Annotated in this window: 24 protein-coding genes; 13 read left to right on the forward strand and 11 right to left on the reverse strand. The window is 60.9% G+C overall.

Annotated elements, in window-relative coordinates; all coding sequences use genetic code 11:
* Both ACIQ3A_RS07235 and ACIQ3A_RS07240 read right to left on the reverse strand, forming a co-directional pair.
* The coding region (locus ACIQ3A_RS07235) for a peptidylprolyl isomerase (protein ID WP_396431077.1) at nucleotides 1–1,256 on the reverse strand (1,256 nt) is incomplete at its 3' end.
* Nucleotides 1,249–3,672, reverse strand: a complete 2,424-nt coding sequence (locus ACIQ3A_RS07240; protein ID WP_396431078.1) for an LPS-assembly protein LptD — start codon at nucleotides 3,670–3,672, stop codon at nucleotides 1,249–1,251. The genes ACIQ3A_RS07235 and ACIQ3A_RS07240, both read right to left, overlap by 8 nt.
* A gap of 78 nt (nucleotides 3,673–3,750) precedes the next feature.
* On the opposite strand from ACIQ3A_RS07240, the gene ACIQ3A_RS07245 reads away from it, so the two are divergent.
* From ACIQ3A_RS07245 to ACIQ3A_RS07255, 3 genes are all read left to right on the forward strand, one after another.
* On the forward strand, nucleotides 3,751–4,869 hold the full coding sequence (locus tag ACIQ3A_RS07245) for an aminoglycoside phosphotransferase family protein (RefSeq protein WP_396431079.1): 1,119 nt from the start codon (nucleotides 3,751–3,753) through the stop codon (nucleotides 4,867–4,869).
* 2 nt (nucleotides 4,870–4,871) lie between these two features.
* The gene (locus tag ACIQ3A_RS07250) at nucleotides 4,872–5,606 is read left to right on the forward strand and encodes a 16S rRNA (uracil(1498)-N(3))-methyltransferase (RefSeq protein ID WP_396431080.1); all 735 of its coding nucleotides are present in this window, start codon (nucleotides 4,872–4,874) and stop codon (nucleotides 5,604–5,606) included.
* Between the two features lie 132 nt (nucleotides 5,607–5,738).
* On the forward strand, nucleotides 5,739–6,917 hold the full coding sequence (locus ACIQ3A_RS07255) for an MFS transporter (protein WP_396431081.1): 1,179 nt from the start codon (nucleotides 5,739–5,741) through the stop codon (nucleotides 6,915–6,917).
* On the opposite strand, the gene ACIQ3A_RS07260 is transcribed toward ACIQ3A_RS07255, so the two are convergent.
* Nucleotides 6,883–7,746: a lysophospholipase gene (locus tag ACIQ3A_RS07260; protein WP_396431082.1), complete on the reverse strand. Its 864-nt coding sequence runs from the start codon at nucleotides 7,744–7,746 to the stop codon at nucleotides 6,883–6,885. The two genes, ACIQ3A_RS07255 and ACIQ3A_RS07260, sit on opposite strands and share 35 nt — an antisense overlap.
* Nucleotides 7,746–9,227: a M20 family metallopeptidase gene (locus ACIQ3A_RS07265; protein ID WP_396431083.1), complete on the reverse strand. Its 1,482-nt coding sequence runs from the start codon at nucleotides 9,225–9,227 to the stop codon at nucleotides 7,746–7,748. The genes ACIQ3A_RS07260 and ACIQ3A_RS07265 overlap by 1 nt, the downstream gene beginning before the upstream one ends.
* A 207-nt stretch (nucleotides 9,228–9,434) precedes the next feature.
* Here ACIQ3A_RS07265 and ACIQ3A_RS07270 point away from each other — a divergent pair, with 207 nt between their 5' ends.
* A complete protein-coding gene (locus ACIQ3A_RS07270; RefSeq protein WP_396431084.1) occupies nucleotides 9,435–10,136 on the forward strand; it encodes an NTP transferase domain-containing protein in 702 nt (233 codons plus the stop codon).
* Between the two features lie 40 nt (nucleotides 10,137–10,176).
* Here ACIQ3A_RS07270 and ACIQ3A_RS07275 read toward each other — a convergent pair whose 3' ends face one another.
* From ACIQ3A_RS07275 to ACIQ3A_RS07305, 7 genes are all read right to left on the reverse strand, one after another.
* The gene (locus ACIQ3A_RS07275) at nucleotides 10,177–10,920 is read right to left on the reverse strand and encodes a sulfite exporter TauE/SafE family protein (protein ID WP_396431085.1); all 744 of its coding nucleotides are present in this window, start codon (nucleotides 10,918–10,920) and stop codon (nucleotides 10,177–10,179) included.
* A gap of 86 nt (nucleotides 10,921–11,006) precedes the next feature.
* Nucleotides 11,007–11,849 carry a 2-oxo-tetronate isomerase gene (gene otnI, locus ACIQ3A_RS07280; RefSeq protein ID WP_396431086.1) on the reverse strand — a complete coding sequence of 281 codons (843 nt, stop codon included), beginning with the start codon at nucleotides 11,847–11,849 and terminating at the stop codon, nucleotides 11,007–11,009.
* A 16-nt stretch (nucleotides 11,850–11,865) separates the two neighbouring features.
* Nucleotides 11,866–12,531: an aldolase gene (locus ACIQ3A_RS07285; RefSeq protein WP_396431087.1), complete on the reverse strand. Its 666-nt coding sequence runs from the start codon at nucleotides 12,529–12,531 to the stop codon at nucleotides 11,866–11,868.
* The gene (otnK, locus tag ACIQ3A_RS07290) at nucleotides 12,528–13,808 is read right to left on the reverse strand and encodes a 3-oxo-tetronate kinase (RefSeq protein WP_396431088.1); all 1,281 of its coding nucleotides are present in this window, start codon (nucleotides 13,806–13,808) and stop codon (nucleotides 12,528–12,530) included. The genes ACIQ3A_RS07285 and otnK overlap by 4 nt, the downstream gene beginning before the upstream one ends.
* 8 nt (nucleotides 13,809–13,816) lie before the next feature.
* Nucleotides 13,817–14,716: an L-threonate dehydrogenase gene (gene ltnD / locus ACIQ3A_RS07295; protein ID WP_396431089.1), complete on the reverse strand. Its 900-nt coding sequence runs from the start codon at nucleotides 14,714–14,716 to the stop codon at nucleotides 13,817–13,819.
* A gap of 11 nt (nucleotides 14,717–14,727) precedes the next feature.
* On the reverse strand, nucleotides 14,728–15,702 hold the full coding sequence (locus tag ACIQ3A_RS07300) for a Bug family tripartite tricarboxylate transporter substrate binding protein (RefSeq protein ID WP_396431090.1): 975 nt from the start codon (nucleotides 15,700–15,702) through the stop codon (nucleotides 14,728–14,730).
* A 120-nt stretch (nucleotides 15,703–15,822) separates the two neighbouring features.
* Entirely contained in the window at nucleotides 15,823–16,110 is a 288-nt protein-coding gene (locus ACIQ3A_RS07305) for a TIGR03643 family protein (RefSeq protein ID WP_396431091.1), read from the reverse strand.
* A gap of 171 nt (nucleotides 16,111–16,281) precedes the next feature.
* Between ACIQ3A_RS07305 and ACIQ3A_RS07310 the strand changes: the two genes are divergently transcribed.
* From ACIQ3A_RS07310 to ACIQ3A_RS07350, 9 genes are all read left to right on the forward strand, one after another.
* Nucleotides 16,282–16,518: a hypothetical protein gene (locus ACIQ3A_RS07310; RefSeq protein WP_396431092.1), complete on the forward strand. Its 237-nt coding sequence runs from the start codon at nucleotides 16,282–16,284 to the stop codon at nucleotides 16,516–16,518.
* A complete protein-coding gene (locus tag ACIQ3A_RS07315) occupies nucleotides 16,511–17,065 on the forward strand; it encodes a demethoxyubiquinone hydroxylase family protein (protein ID WP_396431093.1) in 555 nt (184 codons plus the stop codon). Before ACIQ3A_RS07310 ends, ACIQ3A_RS07315 begins: the two co-directional genes overlap by 8 nt.
* Nucleotides 17,066–17,144: 79 nt before the next feature.
* Nucleotides 17,145–17,951, forward strand: coding sequence for a ChaN family lipoprotein (locus ACIQ3A_RS07320; protein ID WP_396431094.1), 807 nt, complete (start codon nucleotides 17,145–17,147; stop codon nucleotides 17,949–17,951).
* A gap of 53 nt (nucleotides 17,952–18,004) precedes the next feature.
* Entirely contained in the window at nucleotides 18,005–18,493 is a 489-nt protein-coding gene (locus ACIQ3A_RS07325) for a low molecular weight protein-tyrosine-phosphatase (protein ID WP_396431095.1), read from the forward strand.
* Nucleotides 18,490–18,903: a dihydroneopterin aldolase gene (locus ACIQ3A_RS07330; RefSeq protein ID WP_396431096.1), complete on the forward strand. Its 414-nt coding sequence runs from the start codon at nucleotides 18,490–18,492 to the stop codon at nucleotides 18,901–18,903. Before ACIQ3A_RS07325 ends, ACIQ3A_RS07330 begins: the two co-directional genes overlap by 4 nt.
* A 481-nt stretch (nucleotides 18,904–19,384) precedes the next feature.
* Nucleotides 19,385–19,966, forward strand: a complete 582-nt coding sequence (locus tag ACIQ3A_RS07335; RefSeq protein ID WP_396431097.1) for a pyridoxamine 5'-phosphate oxidase family protein — start codon at nucleotides 19,385–19,387, stop codon at nucleotides 19,964–19,966.
* 136 nt (nucleotides 19,967–20,102) lie between these two features.
* Nucleotides 20,103–20,960 (forward strand): methyltransferase domain-containing protein, encoded by an 858-nt coding sequence (locus ACIQ3A_RS07340; RefSeq protein ID WP_396431098.1) that lies wholly within the window; start codon nucleotides 20,103–20,105, stop codon nucleotides 20,958–20,960.
* Nucleotides 20,961–21,484: 524 nt separating this feature from the next.
* Nucleotides 21,485–24,334, forward strand: coding sequence for an Ig-like domain-containing protein (locus tag ACIQ3A_RS07345; protein ID WP_396431099.1), 2,850 nt, complete (start codon nucleotides 21,485–21,487; stop codon nucleotides 24,332–24,334).
* A 209-nt stretch (nucleotides 24,335–24,543) separates the two neighbouring features.
* Nucleotides 24,544–26,927: 4Fe-4S dicluster domain-containing protein (locus ACIQ3A_RS07350; protein WP_396431100.1), on the forward strand; the 2,384-nt coding region annotated here is incomplete at its 3' end.

The raw sequence follows: 26,927 nt of genomic DNA on the forward strand, positions 1-26,927 counted from the left end.
TTTTCGCGCAAGGCGTTGCGGGCCAAGGCGCGTTGCTCCTGATCGCTCATGGGTGCACTGCGTCGGTCGGTGACTTCGATCAGGTGGACGCCAAAGCGGGACACCAGCGGCTCTGCCACTTGGCCTGGGCGCAAGCGGTTCATGACTTGTTCGAACTCGGGCACAAACATGCCTGGGTTGGCCCAGCCCAGATCGCCGCCTTGTGGTGCGCTGCCATCCTGCGACATCTCCCGGGCCACGGCAGCGAAATCTGACTTGCCTGACAGCACGGCTTGGCGAACCTCGGTCAGGCGGCCCACAGCTTGGGCTTGCGACATTTGCGCTGAAGGGCGCAGCAAAATGTGGCGGGCCCGGGTTTGCGTCACGAGCAGGGTGTTGACCTGGCGCCGCTCAATGACTTTGAGGATGTGAAAACCCGCAGCAGAGCGAACGGGCGCGGCGACATCGCCGGCATTCAGGTTGTTTGTGGCTTCTATGAACAAATCGGGGTAGCGGTCGGCAGGGCGCAAGCCCATGTCACCGCCATTGGCACCCCGGTCTGCAGTTTGAGAAAAAGCTTTTGCCAGCTCGGCAAAATTTTCGCCGCTGCGGGCGCGCCGTGCAATCTCGGTGGCGCGTTCGCTCAAGGTCCGGATGGCTTGTTCGGTGCTGTTTTCAGGCACGGCGAGCAGGATCATGCCCAGGTTCAATTGGGCGGGCACTTGCGCGGCTTGCGCCTTCAGCTGTTCGCGCAAAAATTGCTCGACTTCCAGGTCACTGACACGCACGCGGCCTTCAACTTCGCGCTCGCGCAAGCGGCTGAGCGTCAGCTGGGTGCGCAGCTGATCTCTAAACGTGCTCAGCGTGGTGCCGTCTTGTGCCAGACGTTTGTGCATTTCTTCACGCGTCAATTGGTTGCTGGCAGCGACGTTCAGTTCAGCTTGTTCGATGGCCTCGTTTTCAATTTTGATGCCGGCGTCCCGTGCCTGCTGCAACTGTGCTTTTTCGTTGATGAGTTGCTCTAGGGCCAGGCGGGCGAGCTCGCCGGGTTCGGGGTTGTTGCCGCGGCTGGCCGCTTCCTTGGCCAGGCGTTGGCGCAACACCTGCACTTCCTGGTTGGTGATGGGCTCGGAGTTCACCACCGCGACGATGAAATCAGCCTGTCGAATGGCCGCAGTCGGGGCTTGCGCCAAAGCCCCTGAGGCGCCGAGCCAACCGAAGGTGCCCAGGACGGAGGCCAGCAAAGCTGAGCGGGCAGGAGAGATCAGGTTATTCATAGTGCTGGAACCGACTGGGTTGAACCGTGCTGTCACGCAGGTATTGGTAGCGGGGGATGTTGTCACTAAGGCTCTTCAAGGGGCTGATGCCGACACGTGCCAAACCCATGAACTCAAGTTGAAAAAGGATGCGGCTGGTGGCGTTTGAGGCGCTGATGCTGGTGATGTTGGTTTGAAGGCGCTGGAAGGCGACTCGTCCAACCCAGCAACCTGCATCGTATTCCAGGCCCAATAAAGTGTCCACGAGGCTGCGTTCTTTCAGGCTGTAATTGAGCCGGCCGACCGTGTACCAGCGGTCTGGGCCAAGGCCCTGACCAGGTGCGCGTGACCAGGCCGAGTCCGCTTGCCGGTCGGTGTTGCCCACCATGTCGCTCAATGGCCACTGCCACCCCACATCGACAAACTGGGTGTTGGGGGTGGCCTGGTTGTTGGAGCGATAAGCTGCATTGATGACGCGGTAGGGGCTTGGGCTGTAGCGACCTTGCAGTGTGGTTCGGCTGATCTCATGCGTTTGGTTGTTGGCCTGGATGGTGCCGTCAAATGCCCATCGGTCGTCCCATCGGATGCCAGCACCGAACAAAATGTCACTCAGTCCGGCAGCGTTTGCGACTTGCCCTGGCAGCACCACCTGTTGGTCTGCAAATCGGATGCGTTGCGCCACACCTATCCTGAGCATTTCAGCGCCGTTGCCAACATCAAAAAAGCGGCTGCTCACGCCCAGCGTCAGCGCGTTGTTGTCCACTAGGCGGTCATTGCCGACGTAGGTGTTTTCGCTGTAAATGGTGGACAAATTGAAGTCGGTGGCGCCACTGTCATAAACCGGCAGCATGTCCTGTTTTTTGTAGGGTGTGTGCGCATAAAAGGCTCGCGGTTCAAGTGTTTGCAGCACGTTACGGCCAAACCACCGGGTTTCGCGTTCAAACACCATGCCGGAATCCAGGCTGAAGGTGGGCAGAACCCGGTTCACCGACAGTGCGCCATTGTCCAAGGCGCTGTCCATCTGGTAGCGCGTGGCATGCAGCTGCAATTTGGGGGTTACGAATCCCCAGGGGCGGATCCAGGGGCGGCTCACCTGGGCCTGTACAAAGCTGCGCTCACCATTGCGCGGCTGGGCATTGACCAGGCTGGGCACACGAGAAAAGTCGGCCTCAAAGCGCGTCGTGTCTGCCAGCACGGACCAATCGAGGCCTTCCGCGTTCCATTGGCCATAGCGCATGGTGATTTGGGGCGCCCTGTCGTAGGGTGGTGCTGCGTCTTGCAGGTTTTGCCAGCGTTGTATTTGCGCGGTCATGCTGAAGTCGCCGCGCCCCCAGGATAAAACCCCCGTGGACGGCAGCACACGCTGCGTGAGCTGCAGGCCCGAGCGCGGAAAGTCCCGCCAGTAATTGTTGTCGCTGACCCGGTTCAAGCTCAGGCCCAGACCCAGGCTGCCGACGCTGTCGAGCCCGGTGTCAATGCTGCCACTGTGTTGAGTGGACAACCCCCACCGGCGGTCATTGCGCAATTTGTCGGAGGGCATCAAGTTCAAACGGACTTGGCCCCTGTAACCCTGCTCCAGATATCGGAATTCGGTGTCGGCAGCAATGCCGCGCTGGCTCATCACGTGGGTGGTCACGGTGGCGTCGCGGTTGGGAGCGATGTCAAAGTAGTAAGGTTGCGCCACTTCCAAGCCGTTGACCGTGTCGATGCTCAACAGGGGCGGCAGCAGGCCTGATTTGCGCTCGTTGGTCAAAGGCAGGCTGACAGAAGGCGCCGCAAAAACGGGGATGTCGTGAAAACGAAACTGCACCCCCTCGACCATAACAGTGGACTCTTCCTCGTCGATGCGCATCAGCGTAGCTTTCAGCAGCCACTCGGGCAGCCATTCCGGGCCCGGTTTGCGGCGGCATGTCGTGTAGCTGGCCTGGCGAATGATGGCGCGCTTGTCGTCCACAAACTCGACTTCGGCGGCTTGCCCGTAACCCCCACTGCTGTACAGCTCGAAATCGGGTTTTTCAAAAGTGCCCTGAAAGCTGTCCACCTTGAGCTTTAAGCGCGGCCCGATGAAAACACTGCCAGCACGGCTGACGCGCACATGCCCTGAGGCGTTCACCACATCTTGCGTCTGGTCGTAGTCCACCCGGTCCGCACGCATAGCCAGGCCGGGTCGCCGGATGCTGGCCTGCCCCTTTATCACCAGGTCCATGTCCGGACGGACGGTGATCTGTTGGCCATGCACAAAAACAGCGCCTTCGGTTTGCTGGCGCTGCGAGATTCTTTCCTCCAGCAATGGGCTGCTGCGCAGGGGCAAGCCAACGGACTGGGCTTGGGCCCAGCCCATGCCGATGGTCAGCACCGCTGCCACGGCCAGCGCACGCGGGGCAAAGCCTGCGCAAAGAGGCGGCAGCAAGGATGGCGAGGCGAAATGGGTGACCACAGGGGGGAATGTAATAAAAGAGTCAGCCTGTCCTTGCCCGAAGAAGGCGGCACCAGGCTTTGTAAAATGTGATTATCCATGAGCCACCTTCCCTCACCCTCCCCCCTCTCCCCGGCGCCGGGTTCCGACGTCAGCTGGGCAGACCCCACTCGCCAGGTTTTGTTCCAACAATGGCTGGTGAACATCGGTGAGGCGCAGGGGCTTTTGCCAGATACCTTGCGCATTGCATCGGCCGACGCCAGCTTCAGGCGGTACTTGCGGGTGGACACCACACGGGGCGAAAGTCGCATCGTCATGGACGCACCGCCCGACAAGGAAAATTCAGAGCCTTTTGTCCGGATTGCGGCCTTGATGCACGCCGCAGGCCTGCACGCACCCGAGGTGCTCGACTGGCACCCAGCCCATGGCTTCATGCTGCTGAGCGACCTGGGCGATGCCACCATGATGTCAGCCATCGACTCTGAGCATCCCCAGGCCAACCATGGGCTGTACATGCAAGCGGTGGACACGCTGATTCAGTGGCAACTGGCCTCGCAACCGAGTGTTTTGCCACCCTACGATGCAGCCTTGCTCAACCGCGAACTCGGCTTGTTTCCGGACTGGTATCTGGCCCGCCACAAAGGCGTTCAGCTGGAAGGCAAGAACCGGGAGGTTTTTGACAAGGCCTTTGCCCTGATCGTGCAGCGCAACCTGGCTGCCCCGAGCGTGTTTGTGCACCGAGATTTCATGCCGCGCAACCTGATGATGCCCCACGGGACAGGCCCCCGCAGCGGGCAATTGGGGGTGCTGGACTTTCAGGACGCGGTGTATGGCCCGATCACTTACGACGTGGCCAGCCTGATGCGCGACGCCTTCCTGACTTGGGACGAAGACTTCGTGCTGGACATCACCATTCGCTATTGGGAAAAAGCGCGCAAAGCCGGCTTGATGGACTTTGAAGACTGGCACAGCGACTTTGGGGCTTTTTACCGGGCGGTCGAGTGGATGGGCTTGCAGCGCCACCTCAAAGTGGCGGGCATTTTTGCCCGCCTGACCTTGCGCGATGGCAAGCCCAAATACCTGGCCGATGCGCCACGTTTTCTTCATTACATCCGCACCACCGCCGACCGCTACCGCGAGCTGGGCCCTTTGCTCAAGCTGATCGACGAGATCGAAGGCACGACCCCACAGGTCGGCTTTGCTTACGGGCGCATGTGAGCATGGCGCGTTTTTACTGCCCTGAAGCATTGCGCACCGGTCTGGCCCTGAGCCTGCCGCCTGGCGCAGCCCGCCATGTGCAGGTGCTGCGCACACAGCCGGGCGATGTCATCACGCTGTTCAATGGCGAAGGCGGTGAGTTTGAGGCCACCGTCACCCGCATGGGCCGCAGCGATGTCGATGTTGAAGTCGGCACCTACCACCCCGTGGAACGAGAGGTACAACGGCCAGTGCACCTGCTGGCGGGCATCACCGCCAATGAGCGCATGGACTGGCTGGTCGAAAAAGCCACCGAACTGGGCGTGGCCAGCATCACCCCGTTGGTCGCCGAGCGCAGCGTGCTCAAGCTCAAGGGAGAGCGTGCGGACAAAAAACTCGCCCATTGGCAAGGTGTGGCCGTGGCCGCCGCCGAGCAATGCGGGCGCAACCGGGTCCCCGTGGTGCATGCCGCAGTGACCCTGAACGAGTGGTTGAAACAGGCGGCGGACGGCGAGCGTTGGGTGCTGTCTTTGGCACAAGGGTTGGTACAAGATTCGGAACAAGGCCCACAGGCCCTCTCGCAGATGGCGGGCAAGGCAGCCGTGACCGTGCTCAGTGGGCCTGAGGGCGGGCTGAGCCCCGCCGAAGAAGCCGCTGCTTTGTCGGCAGGCTTCAGGCCTGTGACGCTGGGCCCGCGTGTTTTGCGAGCCGAAACTGCGCCCCTGGCCGTGCTGGCTGCGCTGTCGCTGGGTGCCTGAGGGGCTGCTGGTCCAAGCCAAGCGGGTTGGCAGCCCAGGATGAAGAGCCTAGGTGAAAAGCCCAGGGGAAGAGCCAATGCGAAGAGCCGGGGTGACACCGCTTTATAAGCGTCAGGCGATACACTGGCCCGCATGAATGCCAACCTGATCCTCCTCACGCTCTGCCAGGGCCTTTTCTTCACCAACAATGTCACGTTCATTGCCATCAACGGGCTGGTGGGTTTGAGCATGGCCCCGCTGGGCTGGATGGCCACCTTGCCCGTCATGGGCTATGTAGTGGGCGGGGCGCTGTCGACCGGCCTGGTGGCCAAGAGCCAGTCGCGCTGGGGGCGCAAAGTGTCTTTTCAGTTGGGGCTGGTGGTGGCGATGTTTTCGGCATTGCTGGCCGCTTATGCCGCCTGGAGCCACAACTTCTGGCTGCTGGTGGCTGCCACGGTGATTGCGGGGTATTACAGCGCCAACGGCCAGTTGTACCGTTTTGCAGCGGCCGAGTTGGCCGCTGACGGTTTTCGCGAAAAAGCGGTTTCGCTGGTGCTGGCGGGGGGCTTGATCGGCGCTATCGTAGGGCCCAATCTGGCATCGCGCACCCGCACGGTGTACGAGACCCCTTTTCTGGGTGCCTACATGGCGCTGGGCATCGTTGCGGTGCTGGCCATGGTGTGCATGGCCTTCATTCGTTTCCCGGCCGTGCCCGCCAAAAAGCCCGGCGACAGCGCCGGGCGCCCTTTGTCCGAAATCATGCGCCAACCGGTGTTCATCGTGGCCGCGGCCGCTGCCGCGCTCAGCTATGGCGTGATGAACTTGCTGATGGCCGCCACCCCGCTGGCCATGCAGGTGTGCGGCTTCAGTTTTGACGACGCCGCGCTGGTGCTGGAGTGGCATGTGATCGGCATGTTTGCACCCGGATTTTTCACGGGCCACCTGATCAAAAAATTCGGCACGCTGCCCATCATGGGCGTGGGCGTGGTCATCAACTTTGCCTGCATTGCGATTGCCTTGACAGGCGTCGAGTTCCACCAGTTCCTGATTGCCTTGTTTTTGCTGGGCTTGGGCTGGAATTTCCTGTTCACCGGCAGCACCACCTTGGCCATGAAAGCCTGGACCCCGGCTGAAAAAGACCGCGGTCAGGCCGCCATCAACTTCTTTGTGTTCAGCACCATGGCCGTGACCTCGTTTGCTTCGGGTGCACTGGTCACCACGCAAGGCTGGACCTGGCTGAACATCGGCTCACTGCTGCCCGTGGCCCTCACGGGTGTGGCGCTGGTGTGGATGGCGATCAAGCAGAAAAACGTGGCAGCAGCCAGCGCTTGAGCGCGGTGAACACCTGCACGCGGTAGAGGTCATTGAAGATCTCGTGGTACATGGCGTCAAAGCACTCGGCCTGCACCACGCCAGCCGGTGCGGCTTCGGCAAATGCTGCGCTGGCCTGGGCGTTGACCAGGCGGTCCTGCCCCGCATATAGCAGCAAAGTGGGCATCGACCATTGCGGCGCGTCGGCCAATGTCTGGGCGCCGTTCTCCAAAATCCAGGCGGCTAGGCCTGTTGAAATGCGCCGGTGCACCAGCGGGTCGGCCTTGTAGGCTTTGACGGCTTCGGGGTCACGCGCCACAAACTCGGTTTTGAGCCCGTTGTCCACGCGCAGATGCGGCACAAAGCGGGGCAAGGTGGCCAGCAGCATCCTCTGCAGCAAATTGGGAAACCCCCCCAGCGCCGGAGAAGACAACACCGCTGCCTCTGCCGAGTGCCTTTGTTCGGCCAGCGTTCGCGCCACCACCAGGCCCCCCATGCTGTGGCCCAACAAAATGAGTGGCGCATCGGCCAAGGCCGGGCGTTGCCGTGTGTCGTCCATCACGCGGCACAAATCAGCTTGCAAACTGCCGGGCCGCAGCATGTCGCCGCGTGCGCCCTCAGACAGGCCATGGCCTTGTTGGTCGTAAGCCCGAATGGCAAAACCCCAATTGTGCAAATGTGCGGCCAATTCGCCGTAGCGTCCGGCATGCTCGCCCAGGCCGTGCACCAAGAGCACCGTGCCCAGGGGCCGAGCAGCAGGCAAAGCCCAGTCAAAAACCGCCAGCTGGCCCGCTTCGCCTGGCAAGGCGGCAAGCGTGGGCCGTGAGATCGACAGCCGTTGCATCGCCATCAAGGCATGCGGGCCATGACTTCGGCCACGGCGGCAGTGAGCTTCTTGGCGTAGGGCACATGCAAAAACTCATTCGGCCCGTGCGCGTTGCTCTTGGGGCCAAGCACACCGCACACCATCATCTGGGCCTTCGGGAAGCCGGCGCTCAGCATGTTCATGAGCGGGATCGTGCCACCCTGGCCGATGTAACCCACGGGCGCGCCATAGTGCGCCTGGCTGGCGCTGTTCAGGGCGTGTTCGAACCAGGGCTGGGTGCCAGGGGCGTTCCATCCGGTGGCGCCGCCGCCGCTTTCAAAAGTGACTTTGGCCTGGTACGGCGCGTTGTCTTCCAGCAGGGCCTTCATTTCGGCCACGGCTTGCGCGGCGTCCACCAGCGGGGGCAGGCGCAAGCTGAGCTTGAAGGCGGTGTAAGGCCGCAGCACGTTGCCAGCGTCTTTCAGGGCCGGAAAACCTTCCGCGCCGGTCACGCTCAAAGTGGGCGTCCAGGTGCGGTTGAGCAGGGCCTGGGTCGGGTCGGTGGTGGTGGGCAAGGCAAAGCTGGTCGAGCCGCCGCAATCGTAGTGTGCCCAGGGGAAGCGCTTGTAAACCTCATCGCCCAATATGGCGGCGGTGGCGCGCGCTTGCGCCAGGCGTTCGGCAGGCACTTCGCAATGAAAGCTGGCGGGCAACAAGCGCCCGGTGGCGCTGTCTTCCAGGCGATCGAGCACCTGGCGCATGATCCGAAAACTCGAGGGCACCAGACCCGAAGCATCGCCCGAGTGGATGCCTTCGGTCAGCACCTCGACTTTGAGCGTGCCGCTGGCCATGCCGCGCAGGCTGGTGGTCAACCACAGCTGCTCGTAGTTGCCCGCGCCACTGTCCAGGCAAATCACCAGACCCACATCCCCCAGGCGGGTGCGCAGGGCGTCGACATAAGGCATCAGGTCATACGAGCCTGATTCTTCGCAAGTCTCGATCAGGCCCACGATGCGCGGGTGCGGGGTCTTTTGGCTTTTAAGGGCCTGCAATGCCGCGATGCTGGCGTACACCGCATAGCCATCGTCGGCGCCGCCGCGGCCATACAGCTTGCCGTCTTCGTAGACCGGGGTCCAAGGCCCCAGGTCGTTGCGCCAGCCGTTGAATTCGGGCTGTTTGTCCATGTGGCCGTACATCAGCACGGTCTCGCCGGAGCCCTCGTTGGCAGCGCGGGTGGCGTCCACCTCAAAAAACATCACCGGTGTGCGGCCCGGCAGGCGGATGATTTCCAGCTTCAGGCCCTCGACCTTTTGGGCTTCGACCCATTGCGCGGCATGGCGCAACACCGTCTCGATGTGGCCATGGGCGGCCCACTCTGCGTCGAATGCGGGCGACTTGGCCGGGATTTCAATGTACTTTTTCAGCTCGGGCAGGATGCGGCTGTCCCACGCTTGGGAGACCTCATTCAAGGCCCTGGCGGTGTCCAGATGACCAGCGGGCATTTCACGGTGCAAAGGTGCGTTCATGGGGCAGGGCTCCTGAGGGCGACATAAAAGAAATTACTTTAGCGGTTTTGCGAAAGACTGGCCATGGCCGGCATTCGCTGCCGGGACAGCTTGGCCGATTTTTGAGCCACCTGACTGTGGGCCGCGGCACAATGGCGGGCCGACATGTGCTGTTGCCGGAGGGGATGATCGCAGTGGTGCACAAGACAAGTTCGATGGAGAAGTCAATTGAGTGAGTTTGCAAAGCAAGCGCCAAGGCCCAGCCGAGTGCCTGCAACCCGTGTGGGTGGCATTGTGCTGGCCGCAGGGGCCGGTGCCCGCATGGGCCATCGCCCCAAATGCTTGCTGCAACTGGACGGCGTGAGTTTGCTGGCGCGTCAATTGCAAGCCTTGTCAAATGCCGGCATCAATGACGTGGTGGTGGTGTTGGGCCACCACGCCGAACGCATTCAGCAAGAGGCCTGCTTGGCTCAATTTGCTGCGCGCACAGTGCTCAATCTCCAGCCCGATACCGGTCACGTGAGCTCCTTGCGCGTGGGCTTGCAGGCTTTGCCCGCCTCTTTTGATGCCGTGCTGGTGGCCCTGGCAGACCAGCCGCTCATCAATACACAGGATGTGGCCGATGTGGTGCGCGCCTTTGCCAATCGCCCCGATGGCACACACATGCTGCAGCCTGCCGTGCAGGGCTTGCCCGGAAACCCAGTCATGTTCACCAGGGCTGTGGGCCAGCAGATTTTGGCGGGTGATGCGCACATCGGCGTGCGGCAATGGCAAGCCGCACAGCCCGACAGTGTGTGCCGCTGGCCCACGGCCAACAGCCACTACCGCACAGATGTGGACAGCGAAGAAGACCGCTTGGCGATTGAAGCGCGCACAGGGCAAAGCCTGCGCTGGCCAGCCGATTCAGGCCCACCGGTGCCCACGCTGTAAAAGCGCCAAGGCCCTGTGCGGTCCTCGGCCTGAAGGGCTTTCAAGCCTGAAGTGCGTCGGCGATCAGCTTGAGGGAAATCAGCAGCAAGCCGATTTGCACCCCTTTAAAAAACCATTCGTCGGCGATTTTTCGGGTCAGGTAGGCCCCCACGACAGTGCCCATCAGGGCAAACGGGATCAGCACCAAGGTGCCCATCATTTGCTCCGTGTCGTAGGGCCGCAACTGATGGTAAGGCGCCAGTTTGACCAGGTTGATGGCTGTAAAAAACAGCGTCGATGTGCCCGCAAACACGATTTTCGGCAGCTTTTGGGGCAGCAAATAAACCTGAAAAGGGGGGCCTCCAGCGTGCGAAATGAAGCTGGCAAAACCTGCGATCACGCCCCACAACGAACCTCGCCCCCAACTGGCCGGGCTTGCGGCTTGTTCGCTTTTGCGTTTGATCCAGGCATTCAGGACAAAACCCACACCCATCAGCCCGATCATCATCTTGACAGCGGCATCCGACACCAGCGATGCCGTCAACCAACCGACCAGCACACCGCCCACACCGGCAGGGATGAGGATTTTCAAATTGATGGCGCTGAAGTTTTTTCGGTAAAGCCACAAGCCCACCATGTCGGAGATGATGTAAATCGGCAGCAGCATCACCACCGCGTTGATCGGCGACATGAACAGAGAAAGAATCGGCACTGACAGCATGCCGACGGTCGGCAAGCCCCCTTTGGACAAGCCGACCATGGCTGCAGCCAGTGCCGCCCACATCAGGTAATGCGGGTCATTCATTGCAAGTCCGGCGCAAGGCCGTCTTGGAACCAGGGCATGGTGTTATGCGGATGGGAATGCGGTTTGGGGGCAGCGCAAGTCGAGGCTTACAAATAGCTTTGCAGCCAGCCCAGGCCGCGCGAGGTGCCGCCTGCCGAGGCATCGGCCGGGTTGTATTCGCAGCCGATCCAGCCGTCCCAGCCGCATTCGGCACTGACTTTGTCAATGGTCTGGAAGATGTGCGTCCAGTTCACCTCGCCCGTGCCGGGTTCGTGGCGGTCGGGCACCTCGGCGATCTGGAAGTGCCCTACGCGCCCGGTGGGCAGGTACTGTGCGATCTTGGCCGTCAAGTCGCCTTCGACGATCTGGCAGTGAAACAAATCCATCTGCACTTTGACATTGGTGGCCCCCACCGCCTGCACGATGCGGTGCGCGTGGTCCTGCCGGTTGAGGTGAAAGCCCGGCACGCTGCGGGTGTTGATGGGCTCGACCAGCACATCGCGTCCGGCTTTGGCGGCCTGTGCTGCGGCCCATTGCAGGTTGCTGATGAGCGTGGCATCTGCGACGGCGGCCGCATCGGGGCTTGCGCCATCGGCGCGCAAACCCACCATGGCATGGATACGCGGGCAGTTCAGGGCCTCGGCATAAATCAGGGCTTGCTCAAAGCCGATGCGGAACTCGGCCTCGCGCCCGGGCACGCAGGCAGTGCCCCGGCTGCCCGTTTCCCAAGCCTGGGTGAAGCTGGCGCTGTCAAGGCCGCCAGAGGGCGTGTTGAACAACACCTGTTGCAAGCCATTGCCACGCAATCGGGCGGACAACTCATCAGCGGCAAATGCATACGGGAACAGGTATTCCACGGCTTTGAAACCGTCCTTTGCGGCCGCCTCAAAGCGCGCCAGAAAAGGCAGGTCGGGGTACATCATGGACAGATTGGCAGCAAAGCGGGGCATGGGGGTCTTTCAGGTCTTACCAGCGGGCGCCAAAGGTCTGGCGCAAATCGTCCAGGTCGGTGGCCAGAAGGGGTGGGGTGTCGGGTTGCAACAGCATGAGCCGTGCGGTTTCTTCCAGTTCCTCGAGCGTGGCCATGGCCGCTGCGGGTGAGTCGTGCCACACGTTGGGCCCCAGGCGCGGCAGCATCACAGCGCGGATCGGGATGCCCTGCGCTGCATGCTGGCGGATCAGGGCGGCGACTTCTCTGGCGGTATCGGGGCTGCCCGGGCGGTGGTAGCGCACCAGGGGCACATGGCCCACTTTCATCACGAAATAAGGCGTGATGGGCGGCAGCAATTCAGGGCCGTGGGCGTTCAGGCTGAGGGCCACGCAATGCGTGCTGTGGGTGTGAATCACGCAGCGTGTTGCGGGGTTGTGCTCACAAGCGGCCTCGTAAATCTGGCGGTGCAAGGCAAGGGTCTTGCTGCCCTTGTCGCCGCTCAGCTGTTGGCCCTGCAGGTCCAGCTTGGCCAGGCGTGCCGGGTCCAGAAAGCCCAGGCAGGCATCGGTGGGCGTGATCAAAAAACCATCGTCCAGCCGCACACTGACATTGCCTGCCGTGGCGTGCACGTAGCCGCGCTCAAACAGGCTGCGGCCCACACGGCAAATTTCTTCGCGGGCCTGGTTCTCGAGGAGGTTCATGCCAACACTGTAAAGGCTTTGGTGAAGAAGTCCTCGGTGCCAAAGTTGCCCGACTTGAGCGTGATGTGCACGCCGCCTGCGGCGGAAGGCGCATGGCACCATGGCACACCCGGGTCGATCTGCGGGCCGATTTGCAGCTGCGCGATGCCCAGTGCCTGCACACAAGCGCCTGAGGTTTCGCCACCTGCGACCACCAGTTGTTTCACACCCAAGTCCACCAGGCCCTGAGCTACAGCGGCCAGCGCGTGCTCGACCAGAGCACCGGCTTCGGCCACGCCCAGTTGCGCCTGCACTTGCTTGACGGCTTCGGGCTCGGCGGTCGAATAGACCAGCACCGGGCCATCCTTCAAAAGCGGCGCAGCCCAGGCCAGCACCTGCTGCACCAGCGCATCACTTTGTCCGTTCATCAAACTCGCAGGGTTGATCGCCATGGCGGGTCGACCGCTGGCTTTGAAGTGCGCCACTTGCGCGTTGGTGGCCACCGAGCAGCTGCCAGACACCACCGCCTGCAAGCCCATGGCGGCGGGCAATTGGCTGGCTTGCAGCGAAGGCGTCAGGCCAAAGTTGGCGGGCAGGCCGATGGCCACACCCGAGCCGGCGGTGACCAAAGCCATGTCTTTCAAAGCCGGACCCAGCAAGAGCAAGTCGGCGTTGCTGGTCGCGTCCACAATCGCCACGCCCACGCCCTCGCTGCGCAGCGCCTGGATGCGTTCGCGGATGGCCGCTTCGCCTTGGGCCACGGTTTTGTAATCGATCAGGCCGACCTGACGTTTTGTCTGCGCTTGCATGACGCGCACCAAGTTCGCGTCGGTCATCGGCGTGAGCGGGTGGTTCTGCATGCCGCTCTCGTTGAGCAGCACGTTACCTGCAAACAAATAGCCCTTGAACACGGTGCGCCCGTTGTCGGGGAAGGCCGGCGTGGCGATGGTGAAGTCGCACTTCAGCGCGTCCATCAAAGCCTCGGTCACTGGGCCGATGTTGCCCTCGGGCGTGCTGTCAAAGGTTGAGCAGTATTTGAAATAGATTTGTTGGGCACCCTGCGCCTGCAACCACTGCAAGGCTGCCAGAGATTGCGCGATGGCCTCGGCTGCCGGCAGGGTGCGCGATTTGAGCGCCACCACCACCGCGTCCACCTCTGCGGCCAGCGGCGCATCGGGCACGCCAATGGTCTGCACCACCCGCATGCCTGCGCGCACCAGGTTGTTGGCCAGGTCGGTGGCACCGGTGAAGTCGTCAGCGATGCAGCCCAGTTTCAAACCCTTGTTTGTGGCATTCATAAACTGGCTCACTGCGCGGGCTTAGGCAATTCAATGCCCGGGAAAATCTTGATCACTGCGCTGTCGTCTTCCTTGGCAAAGCCCGCCGTGCTGGCTTGCATGAACATCTGGTGCGCAGTGCTGGACAGCGGCAGCGGGAACTTGCTGGCGCGGGCCATGTCGAGCACCAGCCCCAAGTCCTTCACAAAAATGTCCACCGCGGAGAGCGGCGTGTAGTCGGCCGCCAGCACATGGGCCATGCGGTTTTCAAACATCCAACTGTTGCCTGCGCTGTTCGTGATCACCTCGTAAAGCGCCGCAGGGTCCACGCCTTCGCGCAGGCCCAGGGCCATGGCTTCGGCAGCGGCGGCAATGTGCACGCCCGCCAGCAACTGGTTGATGATCTTGACCTTGCTGCCCGCGCCCGCGCTGTCGCCCAGCTTGTAGACCTTGGCGGCCATCGCGTTCAAAAATGGCTCGGCCAGCGCATAAGCCTCGGGTTTGGCCGCCGTCATCATGGTCATTTGACCGCTGGCGGCTTTGGCTGCGCCGCCCGAAATCGGTGCATCCACATAGCGCAGGCCCATGGCTTCCAGGCGGGTCTCCAAAGCCACCGACCAGTTCGGGTCGACGGTGGAGCACATCACAAACACGCTGCCGCGCTTCATGCTGGCGGCGCAACCCGGCGTGCTGCCATCGCCAAACAACACGGCTTCGGTCTGCGCGGCATTCACCACCACCGAAACCACCACATCACACGCAGTACCCAGTGAGGCCAGCGTGTCGTGCGCTGTGCCCCCGGCGTGGGTAAAAGCCTCGGCCACCTCGCGCCGCACATCAAACACCTGGACGCTGTGCCCGGCCCGGCGCAGGGAAGCCGCCATGCCCGAACCCATGGCCCCCAACCCGATCAATCCAACTGTTGTCATGCTTTGACTCCTTAGTCCAATGTGATCTTGGCGAAAGCCGCCACTTTTTTCCACTGCGCCATGTCGGTTTGCATAAAGCTGGCCAGGCCTTGGGCATTGGCCCAGGTGGGCTCGGCGCCGGCTTTCAGCATGGCGGCTTTCACCTCGGGCTGGTTGGCCACGCGCTCCAGCGCTTGTTCCAGCTTTTGCTGTACCGGGCCAGGCAAACCGGCAGGCGCGGCCACGCCAAACCAGGCAAACACCTGGTAACCCTTCATGCCCGCCTCTTCCATGGTGGGCACATTGGGCAAGGCGCTGCTGCGTTGGGGGGTGGTGACCGCCAGGGCCTTGAGCTTGCCGCCATTGATCAAGCCGAGGGCCGAAGGCAGGTTGTCAAACATCATGTTCACTTCGCCCGCCATCAGACCTGTCAGGCCCGCTGCTGCGCCCCTGTAAGGGATGTGCGTGACGAACGCACCCGATTGGCTTTTGTACAGCTCGGCGCTCAGGTGCAGCGACGTGCCCTGCCCGTTGGACGCGTAGTTGAGCTGCCCCGGCTTGGACTTGGCCAGCGCGGTGAGTTCGGCCACGGTGTTGATGCCAGACGCCGGGTTGACCATCAGCACGTTGGGCACACGGCCCAGCAGGGCCACCGGGGCAATTTGCTCAGGTTTGTAGGGCAGCTTGCTGTAAAGCGCGGGGCTGATGGTGAGCGGGGGCGATGCCATCAGCAAGGTGTAGCCATCGGCCGCTGCACGGGCCGCCTCGGCTGCGCCCAGGTTGCCACCGGCGCCGGGCTTGTTGTCAATCACGATGGATTGCCCCAGCTCAAGAGCCAGTTTGGGCGCAACCAAACGGGCCATGTTGTCAATCAGGCCGCCGGGCGGAAACGGCACCACCAGCTTGATGGGCCGTGTGGGCCAGGCCTGCGCCAAAGCGGTGGTGGCCAAAAAGGGTGTTGCGGCGAGCAAGGCGGCGGCTGCCGCGATCCAGTTTCTGCGTTGCATGGGGTGTTTCCTGTAGTGAATTGATCAGGTCATCATACTTGCCGAAAATGCCTTGGATTCAAGGCCCACGGTGGCGTGAGATCGCATCAAGCAGGAGCGGCATGACCCATGCGAGTTGTGTCAACAATTGGCGCGGCGATGGTCCGCTACCAAGCGGTCCTCAAATTTCATTGTCGAACTTCTCAGGGCCCGATGTTTGGTGGTGCGCCCTTTCATGCGCTTGCGCCACATGCGAAATGAATTGGGATGGAGTTCGTGCCGCATCAGGCGAATGACATCCGATTCTGACCATCCCATGCGCTCCTGAATGGTCTCGAAGGCAGTCCGGTCTTCCCAAGCCATCTGAACAATGGCCGAAATGTCCCCTGCTGAAAGACTTGAAAGGCGTTTGGAAAATGTGGCCTCCACGGCGCTGCTCCTGGAAAAAAAAGGCTTGAAGTCACCACCCACAAAGTGGCTAAGTGTGAAGTGTGACGCCAAAAGCCAATTCCCCAGCATCGATTGGGGGTAAAGCCCACGGCAAGGGCCTGCGCTCTAGCCGCTTGCAATATCCTAAACATTCAACAAACGGAGCGCTTAATGAAACAACTTGTTATGGGTTCAGTGATCATGTGCTTTGCGGCCATGGCTTCAGCACATGGTTGCCCTGGTGAGATGCGTGCCATCGACGCCAAAGTGCCCACCGCGAACTTGCCTGCTGCAGACCTGTCCAAAGTCAAAGCCTTGCGCGAAGAGGGTGAAAAATTGCACAAGGAAGGCAAGCACACCGAGTCGATGAAAGCGCTGGCTGAAGCCAAGAAGCTGCTGGGTGTCTGAGCCAAAGCCGCTTTTGACTCAGCACCTGTCTCCGCACCTTTTGCGCGAACTGCGCTCTGATCATGCGGGTGAGACGGGTGCTGTCTATATTTACAAAGGCATTGAGGCTGTTGCGCAGTGGCGTGGCGACCTTGAGCTGCTCTCATTTGCCAGGGCGCACGGGGCCACCGAAGCCGACCACTTGACCGAAGTGGCGCTTTGGTTGCCTGCGTCACAAAAAAGCCTGTTGTTGGGGCCTTGGCGCTTGGCTGGATGGATGACCGGCGCATTACCTGCCCTGTTGGGGCGGCGCGCAGTTTACGCCACGATTGCTGCGGTGGAGACATTTGTAGACCAGCATTACCAGCAGCAAATAGACCATCTCCGTGAGTGGGGTGGTCCCCCAGGTTTGCTGCCGCTGTTGATTCGGTGCCAAGCGGATGAGCAGCATCACCGCGATGAGTCCGCCGCTTTGGCCGGAAGCAAAAGGGGTGTGTTCTTACGCGCCTGGTGCTGGATGGTCGGTTTCGGGTCTGCTGCTGCCGTAGTTTTGGCCCGCCGAGTCTGAATTTTTAAATAATTGGGTAACGCTGATGTGGCCATTCACCCACCAACGAAACGCTGATGCGTCCTGTATCCGGTTTTTCATGTTGGCAGCCATCGGTTTGTCCTTCACCTCCACAGCGCAAAGCCTGGATTCACCACCCCGGCCAGGCAGTGCAAAAATCTTCCTTCTGGGCGAGATCCACGACAACGCACACGGCCACCGACTGAGACTTGAACGTGTCATGCAATGGGTCGGACAAGGACACCAGCCCGTTGTGCTGATGGAGCAGTTTGACCGTGAAAACCAGGCCGTTTTGGATCTTGCACTGTCCCGATGTCAAGATGTAGATTGTGTGCTGGCCAAAGCGGCAACCCCAGGATGGGAGTGGCACTTTTACAAGCCCTTTGTGCAGTTGGCCTTGGATAAAAAAGTCAAACTGTTGGCGGCTAATTTATCCCATGTGGATGTGCGAAAAGTCATGAAAGATGGCTTTTCGGCTGTTTTCAGCCCGCAAGCGATCGACACTTACAAGCTCCATCAGATCCCACTTCCACTGCTCAGCGCTCAAAACAAAGCCATCCAAGAAGGGCACTGCAACATGTTGCCCGCCCAAGCCATTGGGCCCATGGTTCAGGGCCAAATTGCCCGTGATGTTTGGATGGCCAGCGTGGTCAATGGCGTCACGAATCAAATGGTCGTGCTGATCGCTGGCAATGGCCATGTCAGAAAGGATGCAGGCGTCTACCAATGGTTATCGCCCGACAAGCAGGGGCTAACCCAAGTGCATGGGGTGGTCGAACGCGCAGACACAAATGACGCAAATTGGTTTGACCACGTGGTCACAGTCCCCGAAGTTGAACGTGAAGATCCTTGTCGGGTCTTCACCCAAAAACCGGGTAAAAAATAATCGGTGGTTTTCTTTTTTAGATCACAGACAGCAGCCACTCCACAAAGATCGCAATGAATGAAGTGAATTTCAAAATTCTGTTTGTCTGCATGGGCAACATCTGCCGAAGCCCCACAGCAGAGGCTGTTTTTTTCAAAAGGCTGGCGGATCAAAATCTCTTGCACCAGGTCCAAATTGACTCAGCGGGCACACACAACTTCCATCCCGACGCGCCCCCCGATGAACGCAGTCAGATGCATGCGCTAAAAAGAGGCTATGACCTGTCCAACCTGAGGGCCAGACCGGTTGTTGAAAGTGACTTTGAGCAATTCGATTTGTTGTTGACGATGGATTGGGACAACCGCGCGCTGCTGGAGGAAAGATGCCCCGCACTGCATCTTCACAAGATCCGGGGCTTGGCTGAATTTTTGCAAACAACCCAGGCCTCTGTCATACCTGATCCCTACCACGGTGGGGAGCAGGGGTTTGAGCATGTGTTGGATTTGATCGAAGAAGCCAGCGATGGCCTCATGAAATTCACCCTTCAAAAGGTGCGGGCATGAAGCAAGTCAGTTCGGCAGTCATTGAGTTGCGAGATTTACAGCTTAAAACAGACATCGGAACCTATGGTCCCAACGACACCAGGCCAGACGTCCACATCCTCGATTTGACACTTGGGATTTCGGTCAATCAGGTCGTCATTGCCCACGATGGCATGGCGCATGTGTTTGACTACGACCCACTGATTGTGGAAATTGACCGACTCGCAGCGGACGGTCACTATGAAACGCAAGAACGGCTCATCACGCGGATTGCAAGTGCATGTGCAGCACACCCGGCCATTCAGCGCATGGAGATTCACCTGAAGAAGTCACCCGTTCGATCGGGCAGCGGATCGCTGGGCGTTGGCCTGACGCTTGATGAGGCCGCAACCAATGCACTTCGATCGGATCAGCCAAAGGCCAGTGTGTAGATGCACCCGATCAAGCCGTGGTTTTGGTTCACCTGGCGCATTGAAAACCCGTAAACATCGAAGCAAAGGCAATGGCTCAAGGTCGTATCAAACGTCTGCAGTCTGCGGCGCGCTCGCAATCGCAGCCATTCAAGGTGGCAGCGCCTGCGGTCTGCGCCCTCTGTGATCGAGCTATCCCAGCAGCGCTGCGAGACGCACACCATTTGATTCCAAAATCACGAGGCGGTGTCATCACCGTTTTCATGCACCGCGCGTGCCACAAGCAAGTTCATGCTTTGTTCACAGAAACCGAGTTGGCACGCCATTACCCCAGCACACAGGCGCTGCGCGCACACCCTGAAATGGCAAGATTCATCCACTGGGTTCAAGACAAACCCAGCGACTTCAATCCCCCGACCAGACGCAGCCGGAGCAAAGGCCAGTTTTAATTTTCCAGAGCGTTGCCTGTGCCACAGCGCCGCCAACATCCACTTCAATTTTTATGCAGCAAGACAACTTAGAAATTCCTCCCGACCACTTGCCTACGCGCTTATGGCAAGAGCTGACGCGTGCACCGCACGACAGGCACCATGATTGGCGTACACCCATTTTGGCCACACAGGGCATTGACCAAAGTGGCCCTCAAGCGCGGACCGTGGTCCTCAGGCATGCCGATGCACCCTTGTGGACCTTGCGTGTCTACACCGATGCGCGCTCTGCAAAATGCTCAGAACTTGTGGCGCAGCCGCTGGCGCAATTGACTTTTTGGAGCAAGCGCCTTCATTGGCAGTTGCGTGTTTCTGCTCTGGCCACGGTTGATTTTGAGGGCGAGCAGGTTGATGCTGCCTGGGAACACGTGAGGCAATCACCTGCTCGCGCCGACTATCTGAGTGCGTTGCCACCCGGTCACATCCAAACTTCGAGAGAACCCGTGGCGGAAGGCGCCAAAGATGCTCTGCGCGGTCACCATTTGGCGATTTTGAGCTTTAAAGTGTCCTCAATGGACTGGTTGGCATTGGGTCAAGACGGGCATCGCCGAGCCAGACTCACGTCAGATGGCTTACTGGCCTGGTTGGTGCCATGAGTCATCGTGGTGTTGGAATTTTTCGACACTGCGGCGCACGCATGGCACGTCGGTTGTTTGGTAACTGGCTCCGTTGCCCCTAAATCCGGTTAACCTCCAAAACTTCGCATCACCCTTGTCCTGTCTGGTTCAGTTCATGCCCAAGCTCACTCGCCTTTGGCCCCTTGTGGCCTTGTTGCTGTTGCAAGCCTGCAGCAGCCTGCCGCCCGAAAACTACGCCCCCAAGCTGGGGCAAATGGGCAAGGACGTGATGTGGCTGCCCACGCGCGATGAACTGGTGACGCAGATGCTGGCGGCGGCGCGCGTTACGCCTGAAGACGAGGTGGTGGACCTGGGTGCGGGCGACGGCAAGATTCCGATCGCGGCGGCGCGGCAGTTCGGGGCACGGGCTTGGGGCATTGAGTACAACAAAGACCTGGCTGCGCTGGCCCAGCGCAACGCGCAACGGGCGGGGGTGGCAGAGCGTGTGCGCATCGTGCATGGCGACATCTTCAAGGAAGACTTTTCAAAAGCCAGTGTGGTCACCCTGTACCTGCTGGAAGAGCTGAACGCGCAGCTGCGCCCCACGCTTTTGAAAATGCGCCCTGGCACGCGGGTGGTGTCCAACTCGTTTTCGATGGGTGACTGGGAGCCCGACCAAGTGATCCGCGTGGGCAGCCACACCGGCTATTTGTGGACCGTGCCCGCCGTGGTGGCTGGCCAGTGGGCGTTGCAAGGCCTGGACCGCCGAGGCCCGGCGCTGCTGCAGCTGACGCAGCGGCACCAGCGTTTGGGTGGCAGCCTGGCCTGGGGCTTGCAAGTGCAGCCTTTGTTGGGTGCGCGCATCGACGGTGCCCAACTGCATTTCAGTTTCATCAACGCCGACGGCCAGCTGCAGGCCGCCAAGCTGCAGTTGCAGGGCCAGACCCTGGCTGGCGAGCTGGTCGGGCCTTACGGCATGGTCGAGATTCAGCCCGAGGTGGTGAAGGTCTCCGGCCAACGCGCAGGGGACTGAGCTGCAGGTCCTTTGCTTCAAGGCATTTCGTTTGCAAACAGCATGATTCGAAGTTCAAGTGGCTTTGTAAACCAGCTTTAACACTTCAAAGTCCAGCATCCAAGTTTGTTGATTGCCAATCGCCTTTGACTGGGCGCTACAAAACGAGGTCAAAGGCAAGCCGATGTCATGGCCAGAGCCAGCCATGTTGTTTTGCCTGCGGTCAAGGAAAAACTGTTTTGTAGCGAAATATTTAAATTCATTAAATATTTATATAGTTTTAAATTAACTTAAAAGTAATTATTTATAAGTACAATCATGTAATTATTTACAAATACTTATAAGTCATGCGAATTCAAATTAACACAACAAATCCCAATAACCTTAGCCGTTCGACAGTTGTTGACTTCAAAGCTGGGCAACCCGTCATCAAGCATCTCGTGCTTCCCGGACAAAAGATCACCGTCATAGTGGATGGTGTAATTTGGAAGGGTAGTCAGCTTTTGGGTGCCAAGAAACTCAAACTAAATAAATCTGAAGAAAATTTGATCATTGAAACCGAAGATGGCAACGAGCAAATCATCGAGTTGACTGATTTTTATGGCCAAGAGGACGCTCTTTTAACAGGCGAAGAGTGGTCAATGGCAGATGGTAGTCAGTTAAAAAACGTCAATGATGGAGTCATGTTTGTGGCTGAAGACGCATCAGCTGTTACCGGCAGCGCGCTTGTCGGTTTGGGCGGTGGGGCTGCGGGCGGTATTCTTGCTACGGGCGCTGCTGTTGGCTTGGCGGCCACGGGTGGCGAAACACAAGAAAATGCTAGACCGGTGTTGAGCCTCTCCACGCCCGTGTCTCCGCTTGAGAACGCCGCCGCTGCGGGCCAAACCATCCTCACAGCGACTGCCACCGATGCAGATGGCGAGACACTGACGTACAGCTTGGTAGCAGGCAGCAACCCCGACGGCTACTACGCCATCAACGCCACCACCGGTGTTGTCACCCTGACGGCAGCCGGTGCGGCGCATGTCAATGCGGGCAACGACTTGCCTGCGGTCCAGGTCAGCGTGAGCGACGGCACGGCCACCGACACCGAGACCGCCACGATTTCGGCCACCACCGACGTGAACGACGCACCGGTGCTGGCCCTGACCACACCCACCGCACCGCAGGAAAATGCGGCCACCGCAGGTGATGTGATGACCACCGCCACGGCCACAGACGAAGAAGGCCATCTGATGCTCTTCAGTCTGGTCACTGGCAGCAACCCCAACGGCTACTATGCGATTGACTTGTTTACCGGCGTCGTCACCCTGACGGCAGCAGGTGCCGCGCATGTCCATGCGGGCAACGACCTGCCTGCCGTGCAGGTCAGAGTGATTGACGCATTCAACGCTATCGATACCGAATCTGTCACGGTCCCGGTCACTGTCGATGTCAACGACGCGCCAGTGGCCAGCCCTGCGACGATCACGCCCACCGAAGACACCCCGCTGGCCGTGCCTCTGGCGGCCACCGACGTTGATGGCACCATCGCCTCGTTCACCCTGACCGCAGGCCCAACGCCCGCGCAGGGCACCTTGGTCTATGACCATGACGGCGCCCCAGGCACGCCCGCCGTGGCGGTCACGCTCGACAGCCCATTGACCCCCGCGCAAGCGGCCACTGTCCAGTTTGTGCCCACGCTCAATTACAACGGCGCGGTGGCCCCCATCAGTTTCTTCGCCACTGACAACCAAGGCTTGAATTCAGCACCAGCGACCGTGACGATCAACAATGTGATCGCGGTCAACGACGCGCCAGTGCTGAGCCTGAGCACCCCGGTCGCACCGTCGGAAAACGCTGCCGCTGCGGACGACGTGATCACCACGGCCACGGCCACCGACGAAGAAGGCGACACACTAACCTACAGCCTGGTCGCAGGCAGCAACCCTAACGACTACTACGCCATCAACGTCACCACCCCAGGCGTCGTCACCCTGACGGCAGCCGGTGCGGCGCATGTCAATGCGGGCAACGACTTGCCTGCGGTCCAGGTCAGCGTGACCGACGGCACGGCCACCGACACCGAGACCGCCACGGTTCCGGCAACGACCTTGGTGAACGACGCGCCGGTGCTGGGCTCAAACCTAATCTCCGGTCACGCTGGTTTGTACCCTTCTTCTGGGCCATCCGCCGGCGTGGCGCTTTCTGCCCTCATGCCCACCGCCACCGACGAGGACATTGGCGACACCTTGGTGGGTTACGCAGTAACCAGCGCGGCGCCAGAGTCCTCCAACAGCGGTGTTTGGCAGTACCAAGCCGCTGGCACCAGCACCTGGACGGCGCTGTCCGGTGCTTCAGACACCAACGCCATCTTTTTGGCAGCAGACACCAAAGTGCGTTGGTCGATTGGTACTACCAGTGTGTTCCCCATCACTGAGCTGCGCATCGTGGCGGTGGACAGCTCGGCGGGTGTGCCCACCACGGGCGATGTGCTCGACGCGTCGGTGACCGGTGGCAGCTCCCGTTTCAGCGATCCAGCGACCTTGCCCATGACCAGTCCCCCCGTGGTGATCGACCTCAACCGCGACGGAAGTTTGGGCTACAGCCAAGTGGTGATGGACGTGGACGGTGATGGCAGGTTGGACCAAACCGCCTGGGCTGGTGCCCAAGACGGTGTGCTGGTCTGGGACAAATACGCCGACGGCTTGGTGCGCGACAGCAGCCAATACGCCTTCACGCAGTTCGGTGGCAACACCGACTTGGAGGGCTTGGCGATGGGATTTGACAGCAACGGCGACGGCAAGTTCAACGCGCTGGATGCGAAGTTTGGCGAGTTCAAGGTCTGGCAAGACGCAGACCAAGACGGTGTGAGTGACGCAGGCGAGGTGCGCAGCTTGGCCGACTGGGGCCTGACCGAGATCAACCTGACCAGCGATGGCGTGGTGCGCACACCGGCCCCAGGCGTCAGGGAAGCGGGCCAGACCACGGCCACGGCCACAGATGGCACGTCTGTGTTGGTGGGCGATGTGGCCTTTGCCTACAGCAGCTTGGCCTACAGCGCGCAAGTGGGCAGCAACGGCACGCAGCTGGCCTTGTTGGGCGCGGGCATGGACCTGGACTTTTCCAGCTTCGTGGCGGTGCACGGCCAGGTCAGCGCGATTGACCTGAATGGCACGGGCACCAACAGCCTGAAGCTGAGTTTGTCCGACGTGCTGAGTCAGCCGGCGGCGTCTGGCCCAGCGGTCTTGATGGTGGATGGCGGCAGCGATGACCGCTTGACCCTAACCCAAACCGAAGGCTGGCAGCAAATGGGCACCAGCGTAGCGGCGGGAGCGGCGTACAGCGTGTGGGAACACACGGGCACCGCGCATCAGGTCTGGATTGATCAGCAGTTTCAGGTGATCTCAGCCTGAGTTGAATCAGAGCCTGTGTTCACTTAGCCCAAGCCCCACACCTGCAAAGGTGCGGGGCTTGGTTGATTTGCAGACCTGATGGTGCTTCAGCATTCACTCCTTCAGTTTGTCAGCCGTGATGTGGGTTCGGGTGTGTGTGCGTGACAGCGTGGCACCTCTCTTGCCTGTAAGCTCGATGACTGGGGTTGACCCCGTTCACAAGGCTTGTCATGCGTCTGTTTTCTTACCGTGACCGCCCCGTTCACCTGGGGCCCTACCCAATGGAGCGCTTGCGGCGCACAAGCGCCGCGCCAGACGACAGCGGCCTGCCGCCCATGCAGGCGCTGCGCTTTGCGCACGCTGACCCCGAATCCTTGTCGCACGCCATGGCCCGTTACATGGCCATGTTTGACCTGGTGCGTGATGGTGCCGTCAACCCGCAAATCGGGGAAATTCCTCAAGACACCCACGAGCGCGCCCACCACCTGAAGGCTGCGGGCCATTACTTTGACGCGTCGATGATGGGCGTGTGTGCCCTGCCTGCCAGCGCTTGGCTGGCCGAGCCGATCCGCAACCCCGCCGTACCCGCCTTGGGCGAAGAGCTGGCGCAAAGCCAACCGGCCAGTTTTGCAGCGGGCATGGACATGATCTTGGCCGATGTGCTGGACTCGGCCCGCACCGTGCACGGCCCCATCACGCACCATGGCCACGCCATCGTGATCTTGGTGGAGTTTGCGCGGGACCCGAAACCTGGCGAGCCCGGCTGTGACTGGCTGGCCGGCACACAAGCACAACGCGCCGCCGTGCTGGCGGCGCAAACGGCCGTGTTGCTGTCGAGCTATTTGCGCATGCTGGGGCACGAGGCCCGCGCTCACAGTGCCAGCTGCAGCGATGTCGATCTGGCCCGCCTGGCCCTGGCCGCAGGCCTGACGCTGCCCGATGGCGAAAACCCTTATGTGGGCCAGCGCTATGCCTTGGCCGCCGTCAGCACCACGCTGGCACTGGCCCCCGATCAAGCGCTGCACCCACAACAAAACCGTTGGCAAAGCCACGGCCCGGCCTGGTGGCTGGGCCAGGGCACGCTCAAGGGCGCCTTTCACCGCGATGCGTTTGCCCAGCGCGAGTTTCGCCAAGGGGCGCACCCGTTTGAGACGCTCAAGCGCCGCGACACACCCACCACTTTCATCGACCACGACCGGGTGCCGCGTTTTCCCAAGCGGGCCGATTTTTTTGCACGGGCCCTGTTTGGTGATTTGGGCAAGACCGTGCAAGACAGCGCCAAGAACGCGCACTACGTGATGAAAAGCCCCATCGGGGCCTGCGCACGCCGGGCGCTGGGGGCGTTGCTGCTTTTGCAGTTTGGCCCGGCGCGTGGCCCGGTGGCGGCCAGCACCGCCGACCCGCTGCGCAATGCCGATAACCTGAAGGCCGCCTCGTATTACCTGGGGGTGGACGCGGTGGGCTTGTGCGCTGTGCCCGAGTGGGCTTATTACTCGCACGACGCGGGTGGCAACCCCATGCCCGCTTACCACGCCAACGCTGTGAACCTGCTGATCGACCAAGGCCACGAGACCATGGAAGGCGCCAGCGGAGACGACTGGATTTCGGTGGCGCAGAGCATGCGGGCTTATCTGCGCTTTTCGCTGATGGGCGGCATCTTGGCCGAGCAAATTCGGCGTCTGGGTTATTCGGCTCGGGTGCATTCGGTGCTCGACGGCGATGTGCTGCAGCCGCCCTTGTTGTTGCTCTCGGGCCTGGGCGAAGTCAGCCGCATTGGCGAGGTGATCCTCAACCCGTTTTTGGGGCCGCGCCTGAAAAGTGGCAGCGTGACCACCGACCTGCCCATGGCCCCCGACCGGCCCATCGACTTCGGCCTGCAAAGCTTTTGCGAAAGCTGCAACAAGTGCGCGCGCGAGTGCCCGTCAGGGGCCATCACCGCTGGCCCCAAGCTGATGTACAACGGCTACGAGATCTGGAAAAGCGACGCTGAAAAATGCGCCCGTTACCGCATCACCAACGCCGCTGGCGGCATGTGCGGGCGCTGCATGAAAACCTGCCCCTGGAACCTGGAAGGCCTGCTGGCCGACAGCCTGTGGCGACAGGTGGCCATGAAGTTGCCCGCTGCTGCACCGGCCCTGGCCCGCCTGGACGATCTGCTGGACCGGGGCAGCATCAACCCGGTCAAAAAATGGTGGTGGGACATCGAGTTGGACCAGCGCAGCGGGCGCTATGTGCAGGCGCAGCAAACGCATCGCCGCGGCCTGCAAAAAGACCTGAAGCTGCGTTACGAAGACCAGACCTTGGCCGTTTACCCGGCCGACAAAATGCCGCCGCCTTACCCGGTGACTTACCCCGTCAACCGAGAAGAAGGCATTGCCCGCTACCAGACCCTGCTCACGCCCGTGCAATACCAGGCGCGGCTGGCGGCAGGCCAGACCGAAGGCCTGACCCCGGGGCCGCAGCCCTTGGTGGGCGAGCCGCCGGTGTTCCCGGTGGTGCTGCACAAACGCGAAGAAATGGCCGAGGGCTTGGCGCGTTACGAGTTCAAAGCGCCCGATGGTCGTGATTTGCCGCCTTTCACGGCGGGTGGCCACATTGATGTGGTGATCGCGCC

Origin of the sequence: Limnohabitans sp., from assembly GCF_044361985.1 — a bacterium.
Classification (GTDB): Bacteria; Pseudomonadota; Gammaproteobacteria; order Burkholderiales; family Burkholderiaceae_C; genus Limnohabitans_A.

Excerpts from the sequence above, each read along its gene's own strand:
- ACIQ3A_RS07245 (WP_396431079.1), top strand. The coding sequence starts at position 3,751 with ATGAGCCACCTTCCCTCACCCTCCCCCCTCTCCCCGGCGCCGGGTTCC.
- ACIQ3A_RS07250 (WP_396431080.1), top strand. The coding sequence starts at position 4,872 with ATGGCGCGTTTTTACTGCCCTGAAGCATTGCGCACCGGTCTGGCCCTG.
- ACIQ3A_RS07255 (WP_396431081.1), top strand. The coding sequence starts at position 5,739 with ATGAATGCCAACCTGATCCTCCTCACGCTCTGCCAGGGCCTTTTCTTC.
- ACIQ3A_RS07260 (WP_396431082.1), bottom strand. The coding sequence starts at position 7,746 with ATGGCGATGCAACGGCTGTCGATCTCACGGCCCACGCTTGCCGCCTTG.
- ACIQ3A_RS07265 (WP_396431083.1), bottom strand. The coding sequence starts at position 9,227 with ATGAACGCACCTTTGCACCGTGAAATGCCCGCTGGTCATCTGGACACC.
- ACIQ3A_RS07275 (WP_396431085.1), bottom strand. The coding sequence starts at position 10,920 with ATGAATGACCCGCATTACCTGATGTGGGCGGCACTGGCTGCAGCCATG.
- otnI (WP_396431086.1), bottom strand. The coding sequence starts at position 11,849 with ATGCCCCGCTTTGCTGCCAATCTGTCCATGATGTACCCCGACCTGCCT.
- ACIQ3A_RS07285 (WP_396431087.1), bottom strand. The coding sequence starts at position 12,531 with ATGAACCTCCTCGAGAACCAGGCCCGCGAAGAAATTTGCCGTGTGGGC.
- otnK (WP_396431088.1), bottom strand. The coding sequence starts at position 13,808 with ATGAATGCCACAAACAAGGGTTTGAAACTGGGCTGCATCGCTGACGAC.
- ltnD (WP_396431089.1), bottom strand. The coding sequence starts at position 14,716 with ATGACAACAGTTGGATTGATCGGGTTGGGGGCCATGGGTTCGGGCATG.
- ACIQ3A_RS07300 (WP_396431090.1), bottom strand. The coding sequence starts at position 15,702 with ATGCAACGCAGAAACTGGATCGCGGCAGCCGCCGCCTTGCTCGCCGCA.
- ACIQ3A_RS07310 (WP_396431092.1), top strand. The coding sequence starts at position 16,282 with ATGAAACAACTTGTTATGGGTTCAGTGATCATGTGCTTTGCGGCCATG.
- ACIQ3A_RS07320 (WP_396431094.1), top strand. The coding sequence starts at position 17,145 with ATGTTGGCAGCCATCGGTTTGTCCTTCACCTCCACAGCGCAAAGCCTG.
- ACIQ3A_RS07325 (WP_396431095.1), top strand. The coding sequence starts at position 18,005 with ATGAATGAAGTGAATTTCAAAATTCTGTTTGTCTGCATGGGCAACATC.
- ACIQ3A_RS07330 (WP_396431096.1), top strand. The coding sequence starts at position 18,490 with ATGAAGCAAGTCAGTTCGGCAGTCATTGAGTTGCGAGATTTACAGCTT.
- ACIQ3A_RS07335 (WP_396431097.1), top strand. The coding sequence starts at position 19,385 with ATGCAGCAAGACAACTTAGAAATTCCTCCCGACCACTTGCCTACGCGC.
- ACIQ3A_RS07340 (WP_396431098.1), top strand. The coding sequence starts at position 20,103 with ATGCCCAAGCTCACTCGCCTTTGGCCCCTTGTGGCCTTGTTGCTGTTG.